This is a genomic window from Streptomyces capparidis, assembly GCF_054782095.1.
Genome location: NZ_BAAGTD010000067.1, coordinates 14,609 through 33,110 on the forward strand (window position 1 = coordinate 14,609; position 18,502 = coordinate 33,110).

The following is an 18,502-nucleotide window of genomic DNA, read 5'->3' on the forward strand; positions in this document are numbered from 1 at the left end:
CCAGGTCCGTGTCCCGGGCTCGTACCCGGAGCGTGCCCGTCCACCGTAGGGGCGGCGGGGACGGGCGGGTGTTGTGCGGGACGTAGCGGTGGCGGCCGCGCGCACTACGCGGTGGAGCGTCCGGCGCGCAGGGCCAGCCACAGCTCCATGCGGGTGTCCGGGTCCTCCAGGGAGCAGCCGAGGACCTCCTCGACGCGGCGCATGCGGTGGCGCAGGGTGTGCCGGTGGACGCCGAGGTCGGCCGCCGCCGCGTCCCACTGGCCGTGGCGGGACAGCCAGGCGCGCAGGGACGCCGTGAGGTCGCCGCGGGAGGTCGCGTCGTGCTCGCGCAACGGGCGCAGCAGGCCGTCGGCGAAGGCCCGCACCGCGTCGTCGCGCAGCAGCGGCACCAGGGATCCCGAGCCCACCTCGTCGTGGCCGACCAGCGGGCGGCCCGAGCGCAGGGCCACGGCGAGCGCCCGTTCGGCCTGCTCGCGGGCGGTGGCGGCCGCTTCGGCGGGCAGCGCGGAGGAGACGCCGGCGGCCAGGCCCCCGCCCTCCCGGGCGTGGTCGGTGCAGGCGCGCAGCACCGCGCCGCCGTCGGCGGCCAGGGCGGTCAGGCGGCCCGCCTCGTGGACGGCCAGGAACGGCTCCTCCGCGCGGGCGGAGGCGGCCTCCAGGCGGTCGGCGAGCGCGGTCAGCGGGTCCCGCGGCGGGTCGTCCCCCGTGCCGTCGGGGCAGGGCTCGGCGACGACGAGGCGGACCGCGGCGTCCCGCTCCAGCAGCCCGCCGCAGCGCCCGTCGGCGACCGTCCTGGCGTGCCCGGCCTCGCCCGCGAGCAGCATCCGCAGCAGCGCCGCGCCCAGCCTCGCCTCGGCGCGCCGCAGCTCCCCCGACCGCTCCAGGGACAGGGTGAGCAGGGCCGCGGCGGAGTGCACCAGATAGCGCTCCGCCGTGGTCAGGCGCTGCTCGGTGCCCACGGCGAGGAAGCCGCGGGCGCGGCGGCCCGCGCCCAGGGAGCGCAGCTCCACGCAGTCGTCCTCCTGCACGGCGGCACCGCACGGCGCCGGGCGGCCCAGCAGCCGCTCCACCTCACCGGCCAGCCGCTCGGCGCGGCGGCGCGACCAGACGGGCGCGGCGTGCGTGACCCGGCCCGCCGCGTCGTACAGGGCGGCCCAGCCGTCCAGGCACCGGGCCAGCGCCCGCAGCAGCGCGGCGGTGCCGTCCCGGCCGAGCGCGGCCCGGGTCAGCTCCTGCTGCGCCTCGTGGGTGCGGGTGACCGCCTCGTAGCGCTCGGCGGCCAGGGCGGCGGAGACCGCCTTGCTGATGGCGATGAACGGGGTCGGCTGCGGCACCCGCAGCAGCGGCAGCCCCCGCTCGGCCGCGGCCTCCACCAGCGGGGCGGGCACGCGCGCGTGGGTGAGGCCGACGCCGAGCCCCAGGCCGACCACGCCCGCGTCGGCGAGCCGGTGCACATAGGCGCGCAGCGGCTCGCGGTCGGCGGCGAGCTTCATGCCCGTGGTCAGCAGCAGCTCCCCGCCCTCCAGGAACGGGGTGGGGTCCTCCAGCTCGCTGGTGTGCACCCAGTGCACCGGCTCGCCGAGCCGGTCCCCGCCCGCCAGAACGGTCAGGCCGAGGGCGGGGCTGTGGACGAGCGAGGCGAGCGAGGGCGGCACGCAGCGATTGTGCCTCACCCACGCAGGTTCACCAGGACCGGCGGGACCCGCTCGCCCGCGGTGCTGGTGAACGACGCCACCGCGTGCGCCGGCGGCACCGAGTGGGCCAGCTCCGAGGCGGACCAGCGCTCCCGCTCCACCTTGCGCACGGTGACGGACTCGGTGGTCACCGCCTGCCCCGTGATGAGCTTGCGCACCGTGTTGACGCCGCGGCGCAGCGAGCCGCCGTAGCGGTCCGGGGTGCGGGTGACCGTGCTGTCGTCCACCCAGGTCTTGCCCCACGCCTCGGCGAACAGGGCGCCGTCCCAGGTGGTGACGCCGGACAGCGCCATGTGGCACCCGACCGAGCCGAGCAGCGGGCCGCGCAGCGCCTCCGGCACGTCGTCCAGGGTGCGCAGGGCCAGCACCACACCGGCGTTGGCCGACCGCAGCCGCTGCACCCCGCGCACGGTCTCGGCGGTGACGGCGTGCGTGGCGTCGTCCAGCACCAGGCAGGCGAACAGCGACCGGTCCGCCCGGGCGGTGACGGAGGCGGTGAACTGGGCGAGCAGCAGCCGGGTGAGGATCCGGCTCGCCTCGGCGTGCCCGTGGGTGGGCAGCACCACGCGCACGCGCAGGGGGTGCTCCAGGGCGCGCAGCGAGAAGGGGCGGCCCCGGCCGGAGACGTCGAAGAAGCCGGCGAACGCGGGGCGGGCCAGCAACGCCACCCGGTCGGCCAGCGCGGGCCCGACGTCCTCGAGGCGGCCGTGCAGGCGCTGCCTGGCGTCCAGGTCCCGCTGGTGGGCCGGGGCGCCGGCCTCGTCCACCGCCGTCCGCAGCGCCGCGAACGCCGCGGGCACGCCGTCCAGCAGCTCGCGCAGCTCGGCGACCGCCGGGTAGCGGCCGTGCGCGGCGCGGAAGGGCCCCAGCAGTTGGCTGAGCGCGGTGCGGGCCGGGCGGCTGTCCGGCAGCCCCTCCGGCAGCAGGGCCTCGGCCAGGCACGCGGCGGCCTCGTCCGGGTCGGCGGCGCCGCCGTACAGGTCCAGGTCGTACGCGGAGGTGGGGTCGCCGAGCGCGATGACCACGTCGAACGCCTCGGCCGGGCCCAGGTCGGCCTCGGGCGGGCCCACCGCCACCACGGCGGCGGTGCCGCACAGCGCCTGGAGGTTCAGGCTCTCCACCACGGGCCGCAGCACCGCGCGGGTCTTGCCGGAGCCGGGCGGGCCGACGGCCAGCAGCGACGTGCCGAGCAGCGACGGGTCGAGGGCGATGGCGGCGCCGCGGTGCGGCCACAGGTTCTTCTCCTGGTCCGGGGCGGCGCCGATGCGCACCTGCCGGGTCAGCAGGTCGTGCCGGGCCGCGCGCACCGGCAGGTCCCTGGCCCCCGACGGGTGGGCGAACGCCGCCGCGCCCCGGCGCAGCAGGGCGTCGGTCAGCGCGCGGGAGCGGTCGGGGTCGGGACGGGCGTTCTCCCAGGCGCGGTGGACCCGCACGTACTCCACGTCGTTGACCCGCCCCTCGGCGACCTCGGCGTCGAGCCGGTCGGCCAGGGTGTGGGCCCCGGCTTGGCGGAGGGCGGGCCAGGTGGTGGTGGGGGTCGGCTGCTGGAGGGGCCGGTCCTCGGGACGCAGCAGGGAGGGCGTGGTGAAGCGCCGGATCAGCGGGAGGGCCAGCACCGCGCGGGGGAGGTGCGGTTCGAGGTAGCGGCGGTAGACCTCGGGCCAGCGGCCCAGGTGGGCCACGCCTGCGAGGACCGTGAGGTGGAGCAGCCACTCACAGCCGGTCCAGAACAGTCCGGCAGCTCCCTCGTCGGTGACGTCCACCGGAAAGATCATGAAGGCGAGGGTCCACACCGGGATGATGTCCAGCCACATCAGCCTCCACAGCGCGAATCCCACGACCGGCGCCACCAGCGCCCCGAACACCAGCCTCCGGTTCGACACCCGGTTCGGGTCCTCCGGGGGCCGCGGCACATGCCCGAAGCGGAAGATCCCCGGCGCGCTCCCGGGCCGCGGCGTGTGCACCCATGTGCGCAGGTCCGCCGTCCCCGGCGGGGCGGGGGGGCGGGCGGGCACGGGGGGCGGGGCCGCCGGGCGCGGTACCGGTCCGGCGTTCGCCGCCTGGAAGCCCTGGGCACCGGCACCGTCCATCTTGTCGCACCCCTCCGCGCGTCCCACCCGTTCCGCGACTCAATGTAGTAGAGCAGCCACCCCCCGCCGAGAGCACATCGCGAGGCGGGCGGCGGGCCGGGCGGTGGCCGCCGCGGAGTGGTGGGCGGGGGTTTCGCTACCGATCGGAGCGTGCCGGGCCCGCTCGGCGGGTCGTAGCCTGCGGGAAAGGACCGAAAAGCACCGTCCGAACATCCCCCTCGTCCCAGGAGTGCGCATGTCCGAGCTGCCCGGTGGGCCGTCGTTGCCGCAGGAGCGGCGGCTTGTCACGTCCGTTCCCGGACCGAAGTCGCGTGAGCTGCTCTCCCGCAAGAACGCCGCGGTGGCGGCGGGGGTCGGCACCACGCTGCCCGTGTTCGTCACCGCCGCGGGCGGCGGGGTGCTGCGGGACGTGGACGGCAACTCCCTGATCGACTTCGGGTCCGGCATCGCCGTGGCCTCGGTGGGCAACAGCGCGCCCGCCGTGGTCGAGCGCTCGGCCGAGCAGCTCGCCCGGTTCACCCACACCTGCTTCATGGTGACCCCGTACGAGGGCTACGTGGAGGTGGCCGAGCGGCTCAACGAGCTGACGCCGGGCGGCCACGACAAGCGCAGCGCCCTGTTCAACTCCGGCGCCGAGGCCGTGGAGAACGCCGTCAAGATCGCCCGCGCGTACACCAAACGCCAGGCGATCGTGGTGTTCGACCACGGCTACCACGGCCGCACCAACCTCACCATGGCGCTGACGGCGAAGAACATGCCGTACAAGCACGGCTTCGGCCCGTTCGCGCCGGAGATCCACAGGATGCCGCTGGCCTACCCGTTCCGCTGGCCGACGGGCCCGGACAACTGCGGGGAGGAGGCCGCGGCGCAGGCGATCGACCAGATCACCAAGCAGGTCGGGCCGGAGAACGTGGCCGCGATCGTGATCGAGCCGATCGCGGGCGAGGGCGGGTTCATCGTGCCGGGCCGGGGCTTCCTGCCGCGGCTCGCGGAGTTCGCGCGGGCCCACGGCATCGTGTTCGTGGCGGACGAGATCCAGACCGGGTTCTGCCGCACCGGGCAGTGGTTCGCGTGCGAGGACGAGGGCGTGGTCCCGGACCTGATCACGACGGCGAAGGGCATCGCGGGCGGGCTGCCGCTGTCCGCCGTCACCGGCCGCGCCGAGATCATGGACGCCGCGCACGTCGGCGGGCTCGGCGGCACCTACGGCGGCAACCCGGTGGCGTGCGCGGCGGCGCTCGGCGCCATCGAGACGATGCGCGAGCTCGACCTGAACGCCGGGGCGCGCCGGATCGGCGAGGTGATGCTCGGGCGGCTGCGGCAGTTGCAGGAGAAGCACGACGTGATCGGCGACGTCCGCGGGCGCGGCGCGATGATCGCGATCGAGCTGGTGGAGCCGGGCACGAAGGAGCCCGCGCCCGCCGTGGCCGCCGCCCTGGCGCAGGCGTGCCACGCGCAGGGCCTGGTGGTGCTCACCGCGGGCACCTACGGCAACGTGCTGCGGTTCCTGCCGCCGCTGGTGATGCCGGAGGACCTGCTGGTGGAGGGCCTGGACATCCTCGAGAGCGCCTTCGCGCAGCGGTGACGGGCGGGCCGGATCGCTCCCGGTTCGTCCGGATGCGGGTGAAGAACCTGTGCGGGCCTCATGGCGGACGGGTGATCCGCCTCGCGCCGGGCCGTCGCGCTCCCGTACGGTTTTCGGCAGATGGCTGAAACACCCAGCTCGCACCAGCAGAACGCGGGCGACATCCCGTCGGAGGCTCCCCACCTCCGGCACAGCAGTGCCCTCGCGCACAGGGCCACGGCCACTGGCCGTGCCAGCCATTGCCGATCGCTCGGCGTCGCGTTCCACACCCCCCGGGACGCGGGCGCCGGTGGTCGTCGCAGCCGCCCCGGAACCCTCCCCCCCGTTCCGGGGCGGCGCCCTTTTCCCCCGCCACCGCTCGCCCCGCCGGGCCGGGCCGCCCTCGTGTGCCTGGTGGTGGCGCTGCTCGGCCTCGCCGCCGTGGCGTGGCAGGTCGTGGTGGACGGGCCGCTCCCGGCGTTGGACGAGCGGGTGCGGGAGGCCGTGGCCGGTGTGCGCGACTCCGGGGCGGGGCGGCGCGCGGAGCCCGTGGCGCAGGCGCTGGCCGACCTCGGCGGCACGGCGGCGGCCGGGCCGGTGCTGGCCGCGGCCGCGGTGTGGGCCGCCTGGTGGCGCCGCGGCGCGGGGGTGCGCCGCCGGTGGGCGCCGCTGGTGTGGGCCGCGGTCGCGGGGGCGGCGGTGCCGGGGCTCGTGGTGCCGCTGAAGGCGCTGATCGGCAGGCCGGGGCCGGACGGCGCTCCGCTGGAGGGCGGGCAGTTGGGCTGGTTCCCCTCCGGGCACACCGTCACGGCGGCGGTCTGCTACGGCGCGGCCGCGCTGCTGGTGCCGGCGGGCCGCACGCTGTGCGCGCGGGCGGCCCTGGTGGTGAGCGCCGCGGTGGGGCCCGCCCTGGTGTGGTGCGACTACCACTGGGCGCTCGACGTGGTGGGCGGGTGGTGCCTGGCGGTGGTGGTGCTGGTGCCGCTGCGGGCCGCGGTGGACGGCGAGCGGGCCTCAGCCCTCGCCCGCGCGGACCGCGGCCTCGTGCATGGCCAGCTCCAGCACGGCGGGGTCGATGAGGGAGCCGGAGCCGTCCGGGGGGATCAGCCAGCGGATCCCGTCGCCGGTCCGCGCCGGGTGGGGCACGACGATCCAGGCGCCCCGGCCGATGCCGCGCACCCCGGTGCCGAGCCACCGGTCGGCGGTGCCCGGCGGGACGAAGAACCCGACGCGGGCGTCGCCGAAGTCGGCGAGCACCGGGCCGGGCCTGGGTATGCGGTGGGTGAGGACGTCGAGGGTGGGGTGGCCGAGGCGGGCGGCCAGGACCAGCACGTCCCACAGCCGCCCTGCGGGCAGTAACGTCACCCCGCGCGGGTTGCGCTCCCATTCCCGCAGGCAGCCTTGCGGGTCGGGCGCCGCCGCGGCCAGCCACTCCGCCGCGCCGCCGCTCCCCGTGCCGTCCATGGCACCCCCTCCGTCGCCGTTCGTGCACGCTTTCGCCGGCCGGTGGTGCGGCCGACTGCATGTGACAGTGGGCAGGGCGGGCGAACCTCGGTGGATTACTCCGTTTCCCGGCGCCGAGGGGGGGTCCTTGCGGCATACTGGGTCGTTTACCCTCCTCCGCCGGTGCCCGGGAGAGCGCGGCGGGATCGCGGTGGCCGCGGGCGGCTTTCGCCGGACTCGCCGGGTGCGCGGGCGCCCCGGCCGACTACGATGATCCGGCCCGCCCGCCAGGGCCGCCCCGCGAGCGCCAGGAGGCTTCACCGCATGACCGGCACCGCCGCCCCCGGCGGCCTCGGGGAGTTCATCGCCGGACTGCCCAAGGCCGAACTGCACGTGCACCACGTCGGCTCGGCGTCGCCGCGGATCGTGGCCGAGCTCGCCGCCCGGCACCCGGGCGCCCCCGTCCCCGCCGACCCGCGGGCGCTCGCCGAGTACTTCACCTTCCGCGACTTCGCGCACTTCATCGAGGTCTACTTGACCGTGGTGGACCTGATCCGCGACGCCGAGGACGTGCGGCTGCTCACCTACGAGGTGGCCCGCGACATGGCGCGGCAGAACATCCGGTACGCCGAGCTGACCGTCACCCCGTTCAGCTCGGTGCGGCGCGGCATACCGGACCGGGAGTTCTGCGACGCGATCGAGGACGCCCGCAAGGCCGCCGAGGCCGAGTTCGGCGTGGTGCTGCGGTGGTGCTTCGACATCCCGGGCGAGGCGGGCCTGGAGGCGGCCGAGGTGACCACCCGCATCGCGACCGGGCTCCAGCCGGACGGCCTGGTGAGCTTCGGGCTCGGCGGGCCCGAGATCGGGGTGCCGCGCCCGCAGTTCGCCCCCTACTTCGAGCGCGCCCGCGCGATCGGTCTGCGCAGCGCGCCGCACGCGGGCGAGACCACGGGGCCCGGCACGATCTGGGACGCCCTGCGCCACCTGGGGGCCGAGCGCATCGGCCACGGCACCAGCGCCGTGCAGGACCCGGCCCTGGTGGACCACCTGGGGGAGCACCGCATTCCGCTGGAGGTGTGCCCGACCTCGAACATCGCCACGCGGGCGGTGGCCTCCCTGGAGGAGCACCCGATCCGCCGGATGGCGGAGGCGGGGCTGCTGGTGACGGTCAACAGCGACGACCCGCCGATGTTCGGCACCGACCTGAACAGCGAGTACGCGATCGCGGCCCGCCTGCTGGGCCTGGACGAGGCCGGGGTGGCGCGGCTGGCGAAGAACGCCGTCGAGGCGTCGTTCCTCGACCCGGCGGGCAAGGCGGCGCTGACCGCGGAGATCGACGCGTACGTGGCGGGCCGGCGGGTCTGACGCCGGCACCGGGCCGGGCCGCGGCGCCGAGCACCTGGTGCGGAGGCGGCCCCCGGGGGCCGGGAGGCTCCCGGGGCGCGGCGGTTGCGGGCGGGAGGCGGTGTCGGGCGGGCGGGAGCGCGGGGCGGTTCGCGGCGCGGACGGCGCTCCGGCGTGTACGGCGCGCAGTGCGTCCCTCGGGCGGCGCCCGCGCTCGGGAACGCAATGTTCCGGTCAACTTGCGCCGGATCCGGTGCCGCCGCTTTTTTCCCTGGTGAACGGGTATCTCCTATCCGACGGATCCGCGGTCGCCGACCGGTGGACCCCGGCGGCGGCAAGGAAGCGCGGATGCCTGCGCGTCAGGCGGGCGCCTTCGCCGCACCGACCCGTGTCGACACGTCTCGCCTTCACGCGCCCCCGCGCCCGCAGAGAGGGGGCTTGGTCTTGTACCAGGACGAGTTGACCTTCAGTGTCCGCGAGCGGCGGATCGGTGGTGCCACGGTGATCGAACTGAGCGGGGAGCTCGACCTGTTCGCCACCCCCAGGCTGTGCGCGCGGCTGGACGCCCTGACCGTCCAGCCGCGGCCCGCCCTCGTCCTGGACCTGCGGCTGCTGTCGTTCATGGACTGCGGGGCACTGAGCGCGCTGTGCCGGGTGCGCTCCAGGGTGGTGGAGCGCGGCGGGCGGCTGTGCGTGGTCACCAACCGGCCGAACATCCTGCGCCTGCTCCAGATGACCAGGCTGCTGCGGACGTTCGACGTCTTCTCCGACCTGCCGGCGGCGCTGGCCGACGCCGCGGGCGGCGTCCCGGCCGAGGCGGGCAGCGGCGCGATCGCCTGACCCGGGCGCCTGCCGGGGCCCGTTCACCGGCCGTCCGGGGCGGAGGCGGGGTCCGCCACCGGGTTCGGGGTGAGCAGGGTGATCCGGCCGCCGGGGTGTATCTCCAGGACGGGCACGGCCTTGTCCCTGGCGAACCCCCGCTCGTCCAGGGAGATGTAGCCGCTGGCGCCGGGCACCTCCCGCCCGCCGACCAGCGCGTGCAGGTTCTGCGCCACGTCCTCGGGGCGCGGCACGTCGCTCCCCTGGCCTCCGCCGAGCCGGATGGCGCACACCGCCGTGAGCACCGCGTCGTGCGCCATGATCACGTGCCCGTCGGCCAGCGGGGTGCCCCGGAAGGTCCTGGCGAACCACCCCTCGTCGCCGAAGAACTCGACCGTGTTGGGGTGGACCGCGGAGTCGGTGGCGTGCTTCCACACGTCGGGGTGGGCCAGGCCCGTGTAGACGACCCTGATCCTCCTGCGCAGGGCCTGGTCGAACTCGTCGTCGGAGAGCAGCAGGGTCGCGTCGTCGGCGGTGACGACGGTGAAGGCGCGCTCCAGGCAGGTGCGGTTGCCCAGTTGCTCGACGAACTCCTTCAGCGGCCCGGAGCGGCCGGAGAAGTAGACGGTGTCGGTGTCCCGCTGCCCGCACAGGTTGGCGTCCATCGCGAAGAACAGGTTCGCGGGGTCGCCCAGCGCAGAGTTGTAGGCGCCGCCCTCCTCCCGCAGCCCTTCGCCGCCGAACGCCGTGCGGAAGGCGGCGCGCAGCGTCGCGGCGTAGGCGTCGTCCGGGTTGCGGTCGAAGACGTGCTGGACCTTCTCTACGCCCTGGTCGCGCAGCCAGCGGGCGGCCGCCGCGGCCTGGTCGCTGTTGGTGGGGGCCACCCGGGCCAGCATCGGGTCGCCCTTGATGCGGTCGGCGGTGAGCACGTCGCTGACCTGGGGGATCCGATGCCTGCTCAGATGGTTGAGCGCGGCGGTGGTCTGGGCGGTGCTGCGGCTTATCCCGGTGACCGCGACCAGCCGCTGCCCGTCGCGGGACGCCTCGACCAGCTTCTCCGCGGTGAACAGCCAGTGCCCGCCCTTCTCCCCGAGGTTCGCCACGACCAGGCGGATGTTGGGGAGGTTGCCGCGGACGCTGGTGCGGTTGGCCCGCCACTGGGCCGCGTGGGCGCCCTTGAGGCCGTTGACGACGGCGTCGATGTCCCCCTTCCCGCCGCCCTCGAGGTCCATGGGGCGGGCGAAGGCGACGGTGACATAGGGCTCGCCGTGCTCCCGCCGCTGCCGCTCCACCCAGTCGTTCTCCGCCTCGATCAGCCGCGAGACCTCCTCCATGTCCTCGTGGAAGGCGTGGGCGCCGTCGGTGACACCGACGCACTCGCCGCGGCGCTCCTCCACTCCCGGGGCGCAACTGGTGTCCCGGGCGGCCCGCCACAGCAGGTACCCGGCCAGCAGCGCCCCGGCCAGCGCCAGCGCGAGGCCGGCCGTCAGCAGCGGATGCCGGTACGGGAAGCCGGGCCGCCACCTGTTCCCGTCAGCCACTGTCGCCCCCTCCTTCGGTGGTGCCGTCTCAGCGGTACTTGTCCGCCTCGTCGTAGAAGAGCTGGAACCCGGCGCGGGACCGGGCGCCGAGCGAGCGCAGCAGGTCGGCGACGGGGCCGCGCAGGTCGCCCGCGGGGTCGGCCAGCGGGTCGGCGAGGATCCACCTGGCGCCGGCCAGCAGCCACAGCAGCCGCTCCAGCTCGGTGCCGTCGGCGACGGCCCCGGCCAGCCGGTCGAGCACCGCCCTGGGGTCGCCCTGGCGGGGCACCCGGTTGGGCGCGGTGGTGATCGCGTTGAACTCGTCCAGCCACGCGCCCGGGCCCGTCTCGCGGTCCTCCCAGCGGTCGCGGAGGTGGGCGACGGGGCCGGCCAGGCCGTCCACGGCGAGTTCGTGGTGCAGCGCGCGGACGCGGAGCGCGGCCGTCGCCGCCCCGGCCGCGGCGGCCTCCCTGCGGTACTCGTCGCGCAGCCGCCGGTGGACCGAGCCCCAGTCCTCGCCGCGGGCGAGCCGGTGCAGCAGCAGGGTGCGCAGCCACGGGTGGATGCCGCTGCCCTCCCGCGGCTGCGGGATGAACGGGACGGTGCCCCGGCCGGGGCGGGACCGCGGGTCCGCCGACGCGTCGTCCACCAGCCACAGGTGGTCCTTGAGCTTCTGGTAGAGCTGCGGGAAGCCGGAGGGGGCGGCCGGGATCCACTGGTCCAGGCCCGCGCTGTCGTGCGGGTCCCAGGCGGCGGCGAGCGAGGCCAGAGCGGCGACCTCGTCCGGTTCGAAGGCGCCGCGGACCATGCGCGCGAGCGCGTGCTCCCCCAGGGTGGGCCCCGCGGGCTCGCCCCCGGTGACCGCCGGCGGGTCGTGCTCGTCCTCCCCGCGCGGGTGGACCGGGGTGTCCAGGGCGCGGCGCAGCGCGTCGGCGCGGGAGGTGCCGTGCGGGCGGTGCAGCACCGCCCCGACCAGGGCGCGGGCCGCCCAGGGGTGGCCGCCGGTGGCGCGGTGCACGGCGGCGGTCAGGTCGGTGAGGGTGGCGGCGCGCTCGGGGGAGGCGGCGCGGGCCCGGCGGGTCTCGGCTGCGGCGAGGGCGTCCAGGTCGCCCAGGCCGAGGCCGCGCAGCAGCACGGGGTACCACCAGGAGCCGTCGCCGCCGAGCTCCCGCCGCGTCCACGTCCAGTCCTCGTAGCTCGCGGTGTCGGGGGTGCGGGGCGGCACCTGGTCCTCGCGGGGGGCGACGGCGCTCCACGCGCGGGGGCGGCGCCTGCTGGTGGCGATGAGCAGCAGCGAGTCGCGGTCGCGCGGCCCGAGCAGGTCCCACGCCTCGCGGACCCGGATCAGGGTCTGGAGGAACTCGGCGCCCGCGGGCGAGTCCGCGTTGTCCAGCAGGGCGACGCAGACGCGGCTGCGGCGCCTGGCCCGGTGGGCGCGCAGGTCGGCGAGGAAGGCGCCGCACTGGGCCTCGTCCACGCTGCGCCGCTCGTTGGGGTCGCCGTCGTGCCAGTAGCGGTGCAGGGTGGCCAGGGCGTCGCGGGGATCGGCGCTGTCCCGGCCGTACCACTCCAGGGCGCGCCGGTAGGGGGCGCGGCCGAGGGTGAGGCGGCCGCCGATGCCCTCGACCGCCAGGTTCAGGGCGAGGGCGCCGCCGGGGGGCAGGAACCCGGCCTGCTCCAGCAGGTCGCCGACCAGGCCGAGGCCCTCGCCCTCGCGGGCCTGCCCGGGGCGGCGCCGCAGCAGGTCGTCGATCTGGGCGCGGGCGCGCTGGGGGTCGCCGCGGTGCAGGTCGGCGTCGAGGACGAGCTGGCCCAACAGCAGGCGCGGGAAGCGCGGGTGCGGCACGCCCTCCAGGCGGCGGGCCAGCAGGAAGGCGAGCGCGGACGCCACCTGCCCCGGGCTGGCCTGCTCGCGGCCGTCGAGGTCCAGGCGGGCGAGCGGCACCACGTTGCGGCGGCAGCGCTCCTCCAGGCGGCGCAGCACGGCGGTCTTGCCGCTGCCGCGCGGGCCGAGCAGCACCACGAGCGGCAGCTCCGGACCGCCGCGGGCACCGCCCGTCGCGCGGGCGGGGCGCGGGTCGAGGCACTCGTCGAGGAACCTCTCGGTGATCTCGACGGCCCCGCGAAGGACGGCAGGCGGCGTCACAGTGACCTCTCCCCCATCGGTCAGTGTGTCTGCGTGTGTTCACACGGTAGTCGCCGGGTGCCGTCACCGTCAGTGGCTGTGGAAAACTCCCCGCTGCTTTCCGGTTCCGTCCACAGGGAAGGGTCCGGGCTCCCGCCGGGGCCCGCCCGCCCCGTTGCGGGTGGTGCGGGCTGGCGAGGGGCGGCACCACGAGGGCGGCACGGCCGACGGGACGCGGCCCGGCGGCGGGCCCGCACAACCCACCGCCCCGCCGGCTGGGGGGCCGGCGGGGCGGTGGGGACGCGCGGTGCGGGGCGGTTCAGTCGCCCAGGGACGTCATCACGTGCTTGATGCGCGTGTAGTCCTCGAAGCCGTAGGCGGACAGATCCTTGCCGTGCCCCGACTTCTTGAAGCCGCCGTGCGGCATCTCGGCGACCAGCGGGATGTGGGTGTTGATCCACACGCAGCCGAAGTCCAGCCGCTTCGACATCCGCATGGCCCGCCCGTGGTCCTTGGTCCACACCGACGACGCCAGCCCGTACTCGACGCCGTTGGCGTACTCCAGGGCCTGCTCCTCGGAGGAGAACTTCTGCACGGTGATGACCGGGCCGAACACCTCGTTCTGCACGATCTCGTCGTCCTGCCGCAGCCCGCTGACCACGGTGGGGGCGTAGAAGTAGCCCTCGTCGCCGACGCGGTGGCCGCCGGTCTCGATCCGCGCGTGGTCCGGCAGCCTCTCGACGAAGCCGGCGACCCGGGCGAGCTGGTCGGCGTTGTTCAGCGGCCCGTACAGCACGTCCTCGTCGTCGGGCCGCCCGGTCTTGGTCCCCGCGGCGAACTTCGCCAGCGCGGCGACGAACTCGTCGTGGACGCTCTCGTGCACCAGCACCCGGGTGGCGGCGGTGCAGTCCTGCCCGGCGTTGAAGAACCCGGCGACGCCGATGTCCTCCACGGCCTTGGCCAGGTCGGCGTCCTCGAAGACCACGACCGGGGCCTTGCCGCCGAGCTCGAGGTGGACCCGCTTGACGTCCTTGGCGGCGCTGGCCGCGACCTCGATACCGGCGCGGACCGAGCCGGTGATGGACGCCATGGCCGGGATCGGGTGCTCGACCATCAGGCGGCCGGTGTCGCGGTCCCCGCAGACGACGTTGAACACGCCCCGCGGCAGGTTCAGCTCCTTCAGCACGCCGGAGACGATCTCGGCGAGCAGCACCGTGGAGGCCGGGGTGGTGTCGGACGGCTTGAGCACGACGGTGTTGCCCGCGGCGAGGGCCGGGGCGAACTTCCACACGGCCATCATCATGGGGTAGTTCCACGGCGCGACCTGCGCGCACACCCCGATGGGCTCGCGGCGGACGAACGAGGTGAGGCCGTCCATGTACTCGCCGGCCGACCTGCCCTCGAGCATCCGGGCGGCGCCCGCGAAGAAGCGGAGCTGGTCCACCATCGGCGGGATCTCCTCGCTGCGGGTCAGCGCGAGGGGCTTCCCGGTGTCGCGCGACTCGACGGCGATCAGCTCCTCGGCGCGCTGCTCGACCGCGTCGGCGATCTTGAACAGGGCGAGCTGCCGGACGGCGGGCGTGCTGTCGCGCCAGGCGGGGAACGCGGCGGCGGCCGCCTGCATGGCCGCGTCGACGTCGGCGCGCGAGGACAGCGGTGCCGTGGCCCAGGCCCGGCCGGTGACGGGATCGACCACCTCGGTGGTGCGGCCGTCCGCGGCGTCGGCGGACTCGCCGTTGATGTGGTTGCGCAGCGCGCGGAGCTCGCTCACAGCGTCTCTCCTGTCCCTTTCCGACGGGTATCGGGCAGCCCCTGTCCGCGGCCGCCGGATCGCGGCGCCGCGCGGGCTGTGGGTGCCAGCGTAGTCCCCGGCGCGCCGCCCGCCGGTACGCCGTTCCGCGCTCCCTCCGCGCGTCATGCGGCTCTCCCGGGCGGATGGAACGTAAGGTGCTTTATGTGACAAATGCGCCCACTTTTGCTCCCCGGGCGTGACCGACGCTGCTTTTCCCTCGTTTTCGCGGATGAGGCGACAAGACCCGGAGGTGCTCTCGGCCATGGCCCCGCCGGACAACGACGTGCTGTGGGCACGCGGGCTCGTGAAGTCCTACGACGTGCCGCGCGGGGGCGGGCCGGCGCCGGGGCCGCCCGCGCTGCGCGGGGTCTCCCTCGGGGTGCGGGACGGCGAGATCCTGGCGGTCGTCGGCCCGCGCGGCAGCGGCAAGACCACGCTGCTGCGGTGCCTGTCCGGGCAGTTGCTGCCGGACGAGGGCGAGGTGTGGTTCCACTCCCGGCCGGTGCACACCCTCGGCCCGGCCGGGCGGGAGCGGCTGCGCCGGGAGCGCTTCGGCTGGATCGGCCCCGAGCCGCAACTGGTGCCCGGGCTGAGCGGCCGGGAGAACGCCGCGCTGCCGCTGCTGCTGGCCGGGATCGCGGTCCGCGCGGCGCGGGTCGCCGCCCTGGAGTGGCTGGAGCGTCTCGACGCGGCCGACTGCGCCCGCCTGACCCCGGACCGGATGAGCCAGGCCCAGCGCCAGCGCGTCGCCGTCGCCCGCTCCCTGGTCGGCGGGCCCACCGTGCTGTTCGCCGACGAGCCGACGGCGCCGCTGCACCACGAGGACCGCGGGCAGGTGCTGCGCACCCTGACGGCCGTGGGCCGCTCCCACGGGATCACGGTGGTGCTCGCCACCAGCGACGACGAGGTCGCCTCCTGCGCCGACCGGGCGGTGGCGCTGCTGGACGGCCGGCGCGCGGGCGGGCCGCCGCAGCTCGCCGCGGCCCGGCGCGCCCCAGCCTCGCGCGGCGTGCTGCCGCAGGCCGCCGCGAACGGATCGAAGAGCGCGGACCGGTGCTCCGCCTCCGCGTAGCCCGCCGCTCCCGGCCGGCCGCGGTCTCGCGCGGGCTGCTCCTGGCGGCCGTGTCGGGCGGGGCGGGCTTCCTGCTGCTGTGCGCGCTGGGGTGCGCCCTGGCCGGGCCGCGGGGCACGGCGGCGGCGCGCCTGCTGTGGTGCTCGGTGCCGGTGGCCGCGGCGCTGCCCCTGGCCGCGGCCGTCTCCCGGGTCCGGGCGAGCCGGGCGCTGAGGGAGGCGCTGGCGGCGGTGGGCGGCGAGGGGCGGGGCCTGGCCGGGGCGGCGGCGGCCGCGACCGGCCTGGCCTGCGCGGCGGGCAGCGGCCTCGCGCTGCCGGTGTTCCTGCACGTGCGGGGCGATCTGGCCGGATGGCCCACCGGAGGCTGGCCGTTGTCGGGCGCGCTCTCCTCGGCCCTGGGCGCGGGCCTGCCGCTGCCCGTCGCCGGGACGCTGACGCTGCTCGCGGTGGTGCCGCTGCTGGGCGCCGCCGTCTCCGCCCTGGCCGTGCGCCCGAGCCCGGCGCGCCCGCCCCGCGTGCGCCGGGCGCGCCGGGTCGGGTGGCGGGTCGGCCCGCGCCCGGGCGCCCTCACCGCCGCGGACCGCGGGCCGTGGGGCACGCTGCGGGTCGGCGGGGCGCTGCTGCTCGGCGGGCTCGGGGTGGAGCTGTGCGGCGCGCAGCTCGCGCCCGGTTACGAGCTGCTGCTGCCGGGCGGCCTCGACCCGGTGCCCGCGGTGCTGCTGGCCGGGTGGGTGGTGGCGGTCGCCGGTCTCGTCCTGGCCGGTCCCGGCCTGGTGCACCTGTGCGGGCGGCTGCTGGCGAGCGCGCGGCCCGGGGCGGTGCGGCTGCTGGCCGGGCGGGGGTTGCAGTCGGAGGCGGGGCGGCTCGGCCGTCCGCTGGGGCTGCTGTGCGCGGCGGGCTGCGGGGCGGTGGCGGCGGTGCGGCTGGCCGAGGTGTCGGCGCAGCCGCGGCCGGGGCCGCTGACGGCATGCGGGGCGGCGCTGGTGGTGCTGTGCGCGGTCGGCACGGTGCTGGCGGCGGCCGCGGAGTCGCGGCGCACGTGCCGTCCGGCGCGGGTGGCGCTGTCCTGCCTCGGGGCCCCGGCGTCGGTGTCCCGGCGCGCCGCCGTGCTGCGGACGGGCGCGCTGCTGGCGTGGCTGGGCCCGCTCACCTGGCTGGCGGCGGAGCTGGTGGCGTTCCCGGTGTACTGGTGACGCCTGGGCCGGTCACGCCGGGGGCGCGCCCGGTTCAGCCGAGCGCCGGCGCGCCCTCTGCGGCGGCGAGCTGACCGCAGGCGCCGTCGATCTCCTGGCCGCGGGTGTCCCGCACGGTCACCGGCACGCCGTGCTTCTCCAACTGCCGCACGAACTCCCGCTCGTCCTCCGGCCGGGACGCGGTCCACTTGGAGCCGGGGGTGGGGTTCAGCGGGATCAGGTTGACGTGCGCGCGATGGCCCTTGAGCAGCCGCCCCAGCAGGTCGGCGCGCCACGCCTGGTCGTTGATGTCCCGGATCAGCGCGTACTCGACGGACACCCGCCGCCCGCTGCGCTCGGCGTACGCCCAGGCGGCGTCCAGCACCTCGCGGACCTTCCAGCGGGTGTTGACGGGGACGAGGGTGTCGCGCAGCTCGTCGTCGGGGGCGTGCAGGGAGACCGCGAGGCGCACCTTCATGTCCTCGTCGGCCAGCCTGCGCATGGCCGGCACCAGGCCGACGGTGGAGACGGTGATGCCGCGCTGGGACAGGCCCAGGCCGTCGGGCTCGGCGTCGGTGAGGCGGCGCACCGCCCCGATGACCTTGCCGTAGTTGGCCAGCGGCTCGCCCATGCCCATGAAGACGATGTTGCTCAGCCGCGCCGGGGCGCCGTCCCGCCCGCCCAGGGCGCCGTCCCGCAGGTCGCGCATCCCGGCGACGATCTGGTGGACGATCTCGGCGGTGGACAGGTTGCGGGTGAGCCCCGCCTGCCCGGTGGCGCAGAACGGGCAGTTCATGCCGCAGCCCGCCTGCGAGGACACGCACATGGTGACCCGGTCCGGGTAGCGCATCAGGACGGACTCCACGAGGGTGCCGTCGAACAGCCGCCACAGGGTCTTGCGGGTGGCGCCGTCGTCGCAAGAGACGTGCCGCACCACGGACATCAGGTCGGGCAGCAGTTCGCCCGCGAGGCGTTCGCGGGCGGCGGCGGGAATGTCCGTCCAGGTGGCCGGGTCGTCGGCGAGCCGGGCGAAGTAGTGCCGCGAGACCTGGCCGGCGCGGAACGGCTTCTCGCCGAGGGCGGCGACGGCCTCCCGCCGCTCGGCGGGGGTGAGGTCGGCGAGGTGGCGCGGCGGCTTGGCCCGGCGCGGGGCGGCGAAGGTGAGCTCTCCAGGTGCAGGCATGGTGCATCCAGTGTCGCAGACGCGGGATGCCCGCCCTGTTCAGAGCGATCCCGTCCCGGTCGTTGTTGGTCGTTGTCGGCCGTCTTCGGGTCACCTCGGACGGCCCGTAGACGGCCCGGGAGGAGTGCTAGCGCTAGCGGCGGGGGTCGCTAACGCTAGCAACCCTGCTAGCGGCCTACCTAGCTCCTGAACAGTGGGTTAGCGGCTAGCGACCTGTTGGCTCCGGGCGTCGAAGTGGCCTTTGCGGGGCGCTGCGGGAGGGCAGGTCGCACCGCTAGCACCCGGCCGTGCCTCGGCCGTGGGCGCTCGACTGCCGCCCGGTCGGCGCACAGTGGATCGGTCTGCTGGAACTGTTTCCTTCGAAGTCGCGGCTCATCGTGACTCATCGCGCCTCAGTGCAGGTCACAGCCGTGCGCTACCTGCCCGGCATCGCGACTCATCGCCGCTCACCGTCTGACTCAGGCTGAGCCTGCCCCCTGCCTGAGTCGGGCAGGGAGTGGCGCAGGTGATCGTCTGACTTGTGGCGAGAGGCGTTGAGTCGCGATGAGTCACGACTCAGACGAATGTGGGTCCAGCACACTGCGGTAGCACGGGGAGCCGCCTAGCCCGGCTCCCCGGCCCCCCTCTGGGAAGTCCGCTACAGCCGCTTCATCGCTACACCGCAGGTCAGACGCCTGTTTTCCG

The 18,502-nt window shown here is 76.1% G+C and carries 12 protein-coding genes and 1 pseudogene; 6 read left to right on the forward strand and 7 right to left on the reverse strand.

The window, feature by feature from the left end; translation table 11 throughout:
- Positions 1-104: 104 nt before the first annotated feature.
- Together ACYVO2_RS33800 and ACYVO2_RS33805 are read right to left on the reverse strand one after the other, a co-directional pair.
- Positions 105-1,655, reverse strand: coding sequence for a PucR family transcriptional regulator (locus tag ACYVO2_RS33800; RefSeq protein WP_461011922.1), 1,551 nt, complete (start codon positions 1,653-1,655; stop codon positions 105-107).
- Between the two features lie 14 nt (positions 1,656-1,669).
- Positions 1,670-3,784 carry an ATP-binding protein gene (locus tag ACYVO2_RS33805; protein WP_461011923.1) on the reverse strand — a complete coding sequence of 705 codons (2,115 nt, stop codon included), beginning with the start codon at positions 3,782-3,784 and terminating at the stop codon, positions 1,670-1,672.
- Positions 3,785-4,019: 235 nt separating this feature from the next.
- On the opposite strand from ACYVO2_RS33805, the gene gabT reads away from it, so the two are divergent.
- Together gabT and ACYVO2_RS33815 are read left to right on the forward strand one after the other, a co-directional pair.
- Positions 4,020-5,369 (forward strand): 4-aminobutyrate--2-oxoglutarate transaminase, encoded by a 1,350-nt coding sequence (gene gabT, locus ACYVO2_RS33810; RefSeq protein ID WP_461011924.1) that lies wholly within the window; start codon positions 4,020-4,022, stop codon positions 5,367-5,369.
- A gap of 120 nt (positions 5,370-5,489) precedes the next feature.
- A pseudogene (locus tag ACYVO2_RS33815) lies at positions 5,490-6,320 on the forward strand (phosphatase PAP2 family protein); the annotation flags it as partial.
- Positions 6,321-6,362: 42 nt separating this feature from the next.
- Here ACYVO2_RS33815 and ACYVO2_RS33820 read toward each other — a convergent pair.
- The gene (locus ACYVO2_RS33820) at positions 6,363-6,812 is read right to left on the reverse strand and encodes a hypothetical protein (RefSeq protein WP_461011925.1); all 450 of its coding nucleotides are present in this window, start codon (positions 6,810-6,812) and stop codon (positions 6,363-6,365) included.
- Between the two features lie 303 nt (positions 6,813-7,115).
- Between ACYVO2_RS33820 and ACYVO2_RS33825 the strand changes: the two genes are divergently transcribed.
- A complete protein-coding gene (locus ACYVO2_RS33825) occupies positions 7,116-8,156 on the forward strand; it encodes an adenosine deaminase (protein ID WP_461011926.1) in 1,041 nt (346 codons plus the stop codon).
- Between the two features lie 438 nt (positions 8,157-8,594).
- Entirely contained in the window at positions 8,595-8,975 is a 381-nt protein-coding gene (locus ACYVO2_RS33830; RefSeq protein WP_461011927.1) for an STAS domain-containing protein, read from the forward strand.
- 23 nt (positions 8,976-8,998) lie between these two features.
- Here the strand turns inward: ACYVO2_RS33830 and ACYVO2_RS33835 are convergent, their stop codons facing one another.
- The 3 genes from ACYVO2_RS33835 to ACYVO2_RS33845 all read right to left on the reverse strand — a co-directional run bounded on the left by ACYVO2_RS33835 (position 8,999) and on the right by ACYVO2_RS33845 (position 14,370).
- Positions 8,999-10,495: an ABC transporter substrate-binding protein gene (locus ACYVO2_RS33835; protein WP_461011928.1), complete on the reverse strand. Its 1,497-nt coding sequence runs from the start codon at positions 10,493-10,495 to the stop codon at positions 8,999-9,001.
- A 28-nt stretch (positions 10,496-10,523) separates the two neighbouring features.
- Positions 10,524-12,620 carry a hypothetical protein gene (locus tag ACYVO2_RS33840; RefSeq protein WP_461011929.1) on the reverse strand — a complete coding sequence of 699 codons (2,097 nt, stop codon included), beginning with the start codon at positions 12,618-12,620 and terminating at the stop codon, positions 10,524-10,526.
- Between the two features lie 298 nt (positions 12,621-12,918).
- A complete protein-coding gene (locus ACYVO2_RS33845) occupies positions 12,919-14,370 on the reverse strand; it encodes a gamma-aminobutyraldehyde dehydrogenase (RefSeq protein WP_461011930.1) in 1,452 nt (483 codons plus the stop codon).
- Between the two features lie 283 nt (positions 14,371-14,653).
- On the opposite strand from ACYVO2_RS33845, the gene ACYVO2_RS33850 reads away from it, so the two are divergent.
- Both ACYVO2_RS33850 and ACYVO2_RS33855 read left to right on the forward strand, forming a co-directional pair.
- The gene (locus ACYVO2_RS33850) at positions 14,654-15,463 is read left to right on the forward strand and encodes an ABC transporter ATP-binding protein (RefSeq protein ID WP_461011934.1); all 810 of its coding nucleotides are present in this window, start codon (positions 14,654-14,656) and stop codon (positions 15,461-15,463) included.
- Positions 15,445-16,656: a hypothetical protein gene (locus ACYVO2_RS33855; RefSeq protein ID WP_461011931.1), complete on the forward strand. Its 1,212-nt coding sequence runs from the start codon at positions 15,445-15,447 to the stop codon at positions 16,654-16,656. Before ACYVO2_RS33850 ends, ACYVO2_RS33855 begins: the two co-directional genes overlap by 19 nt.
- A gap of 34 nt (positions 16,657-16,690) precedes the next feature.
- Here the strand turns inward: ACYVO2_RS33855 and rlmN are convergent, their stop codons facing one another.
- Positions 16,691-17,818: a dual-specificity RNA methyltransferase RlmN gene (gene rlmN / locus ACYVO2_RS33860; protein ID WP_461011932.1), complete on the reverse strand. Its 1,128-nt coding sequence runs from the start codon at positions 17,816-17,818 to the stop codon at positions 16,691-16,693.
- Between the last annotated feature and the right edge of the window lie 684 nt (positions 17,819-18,502).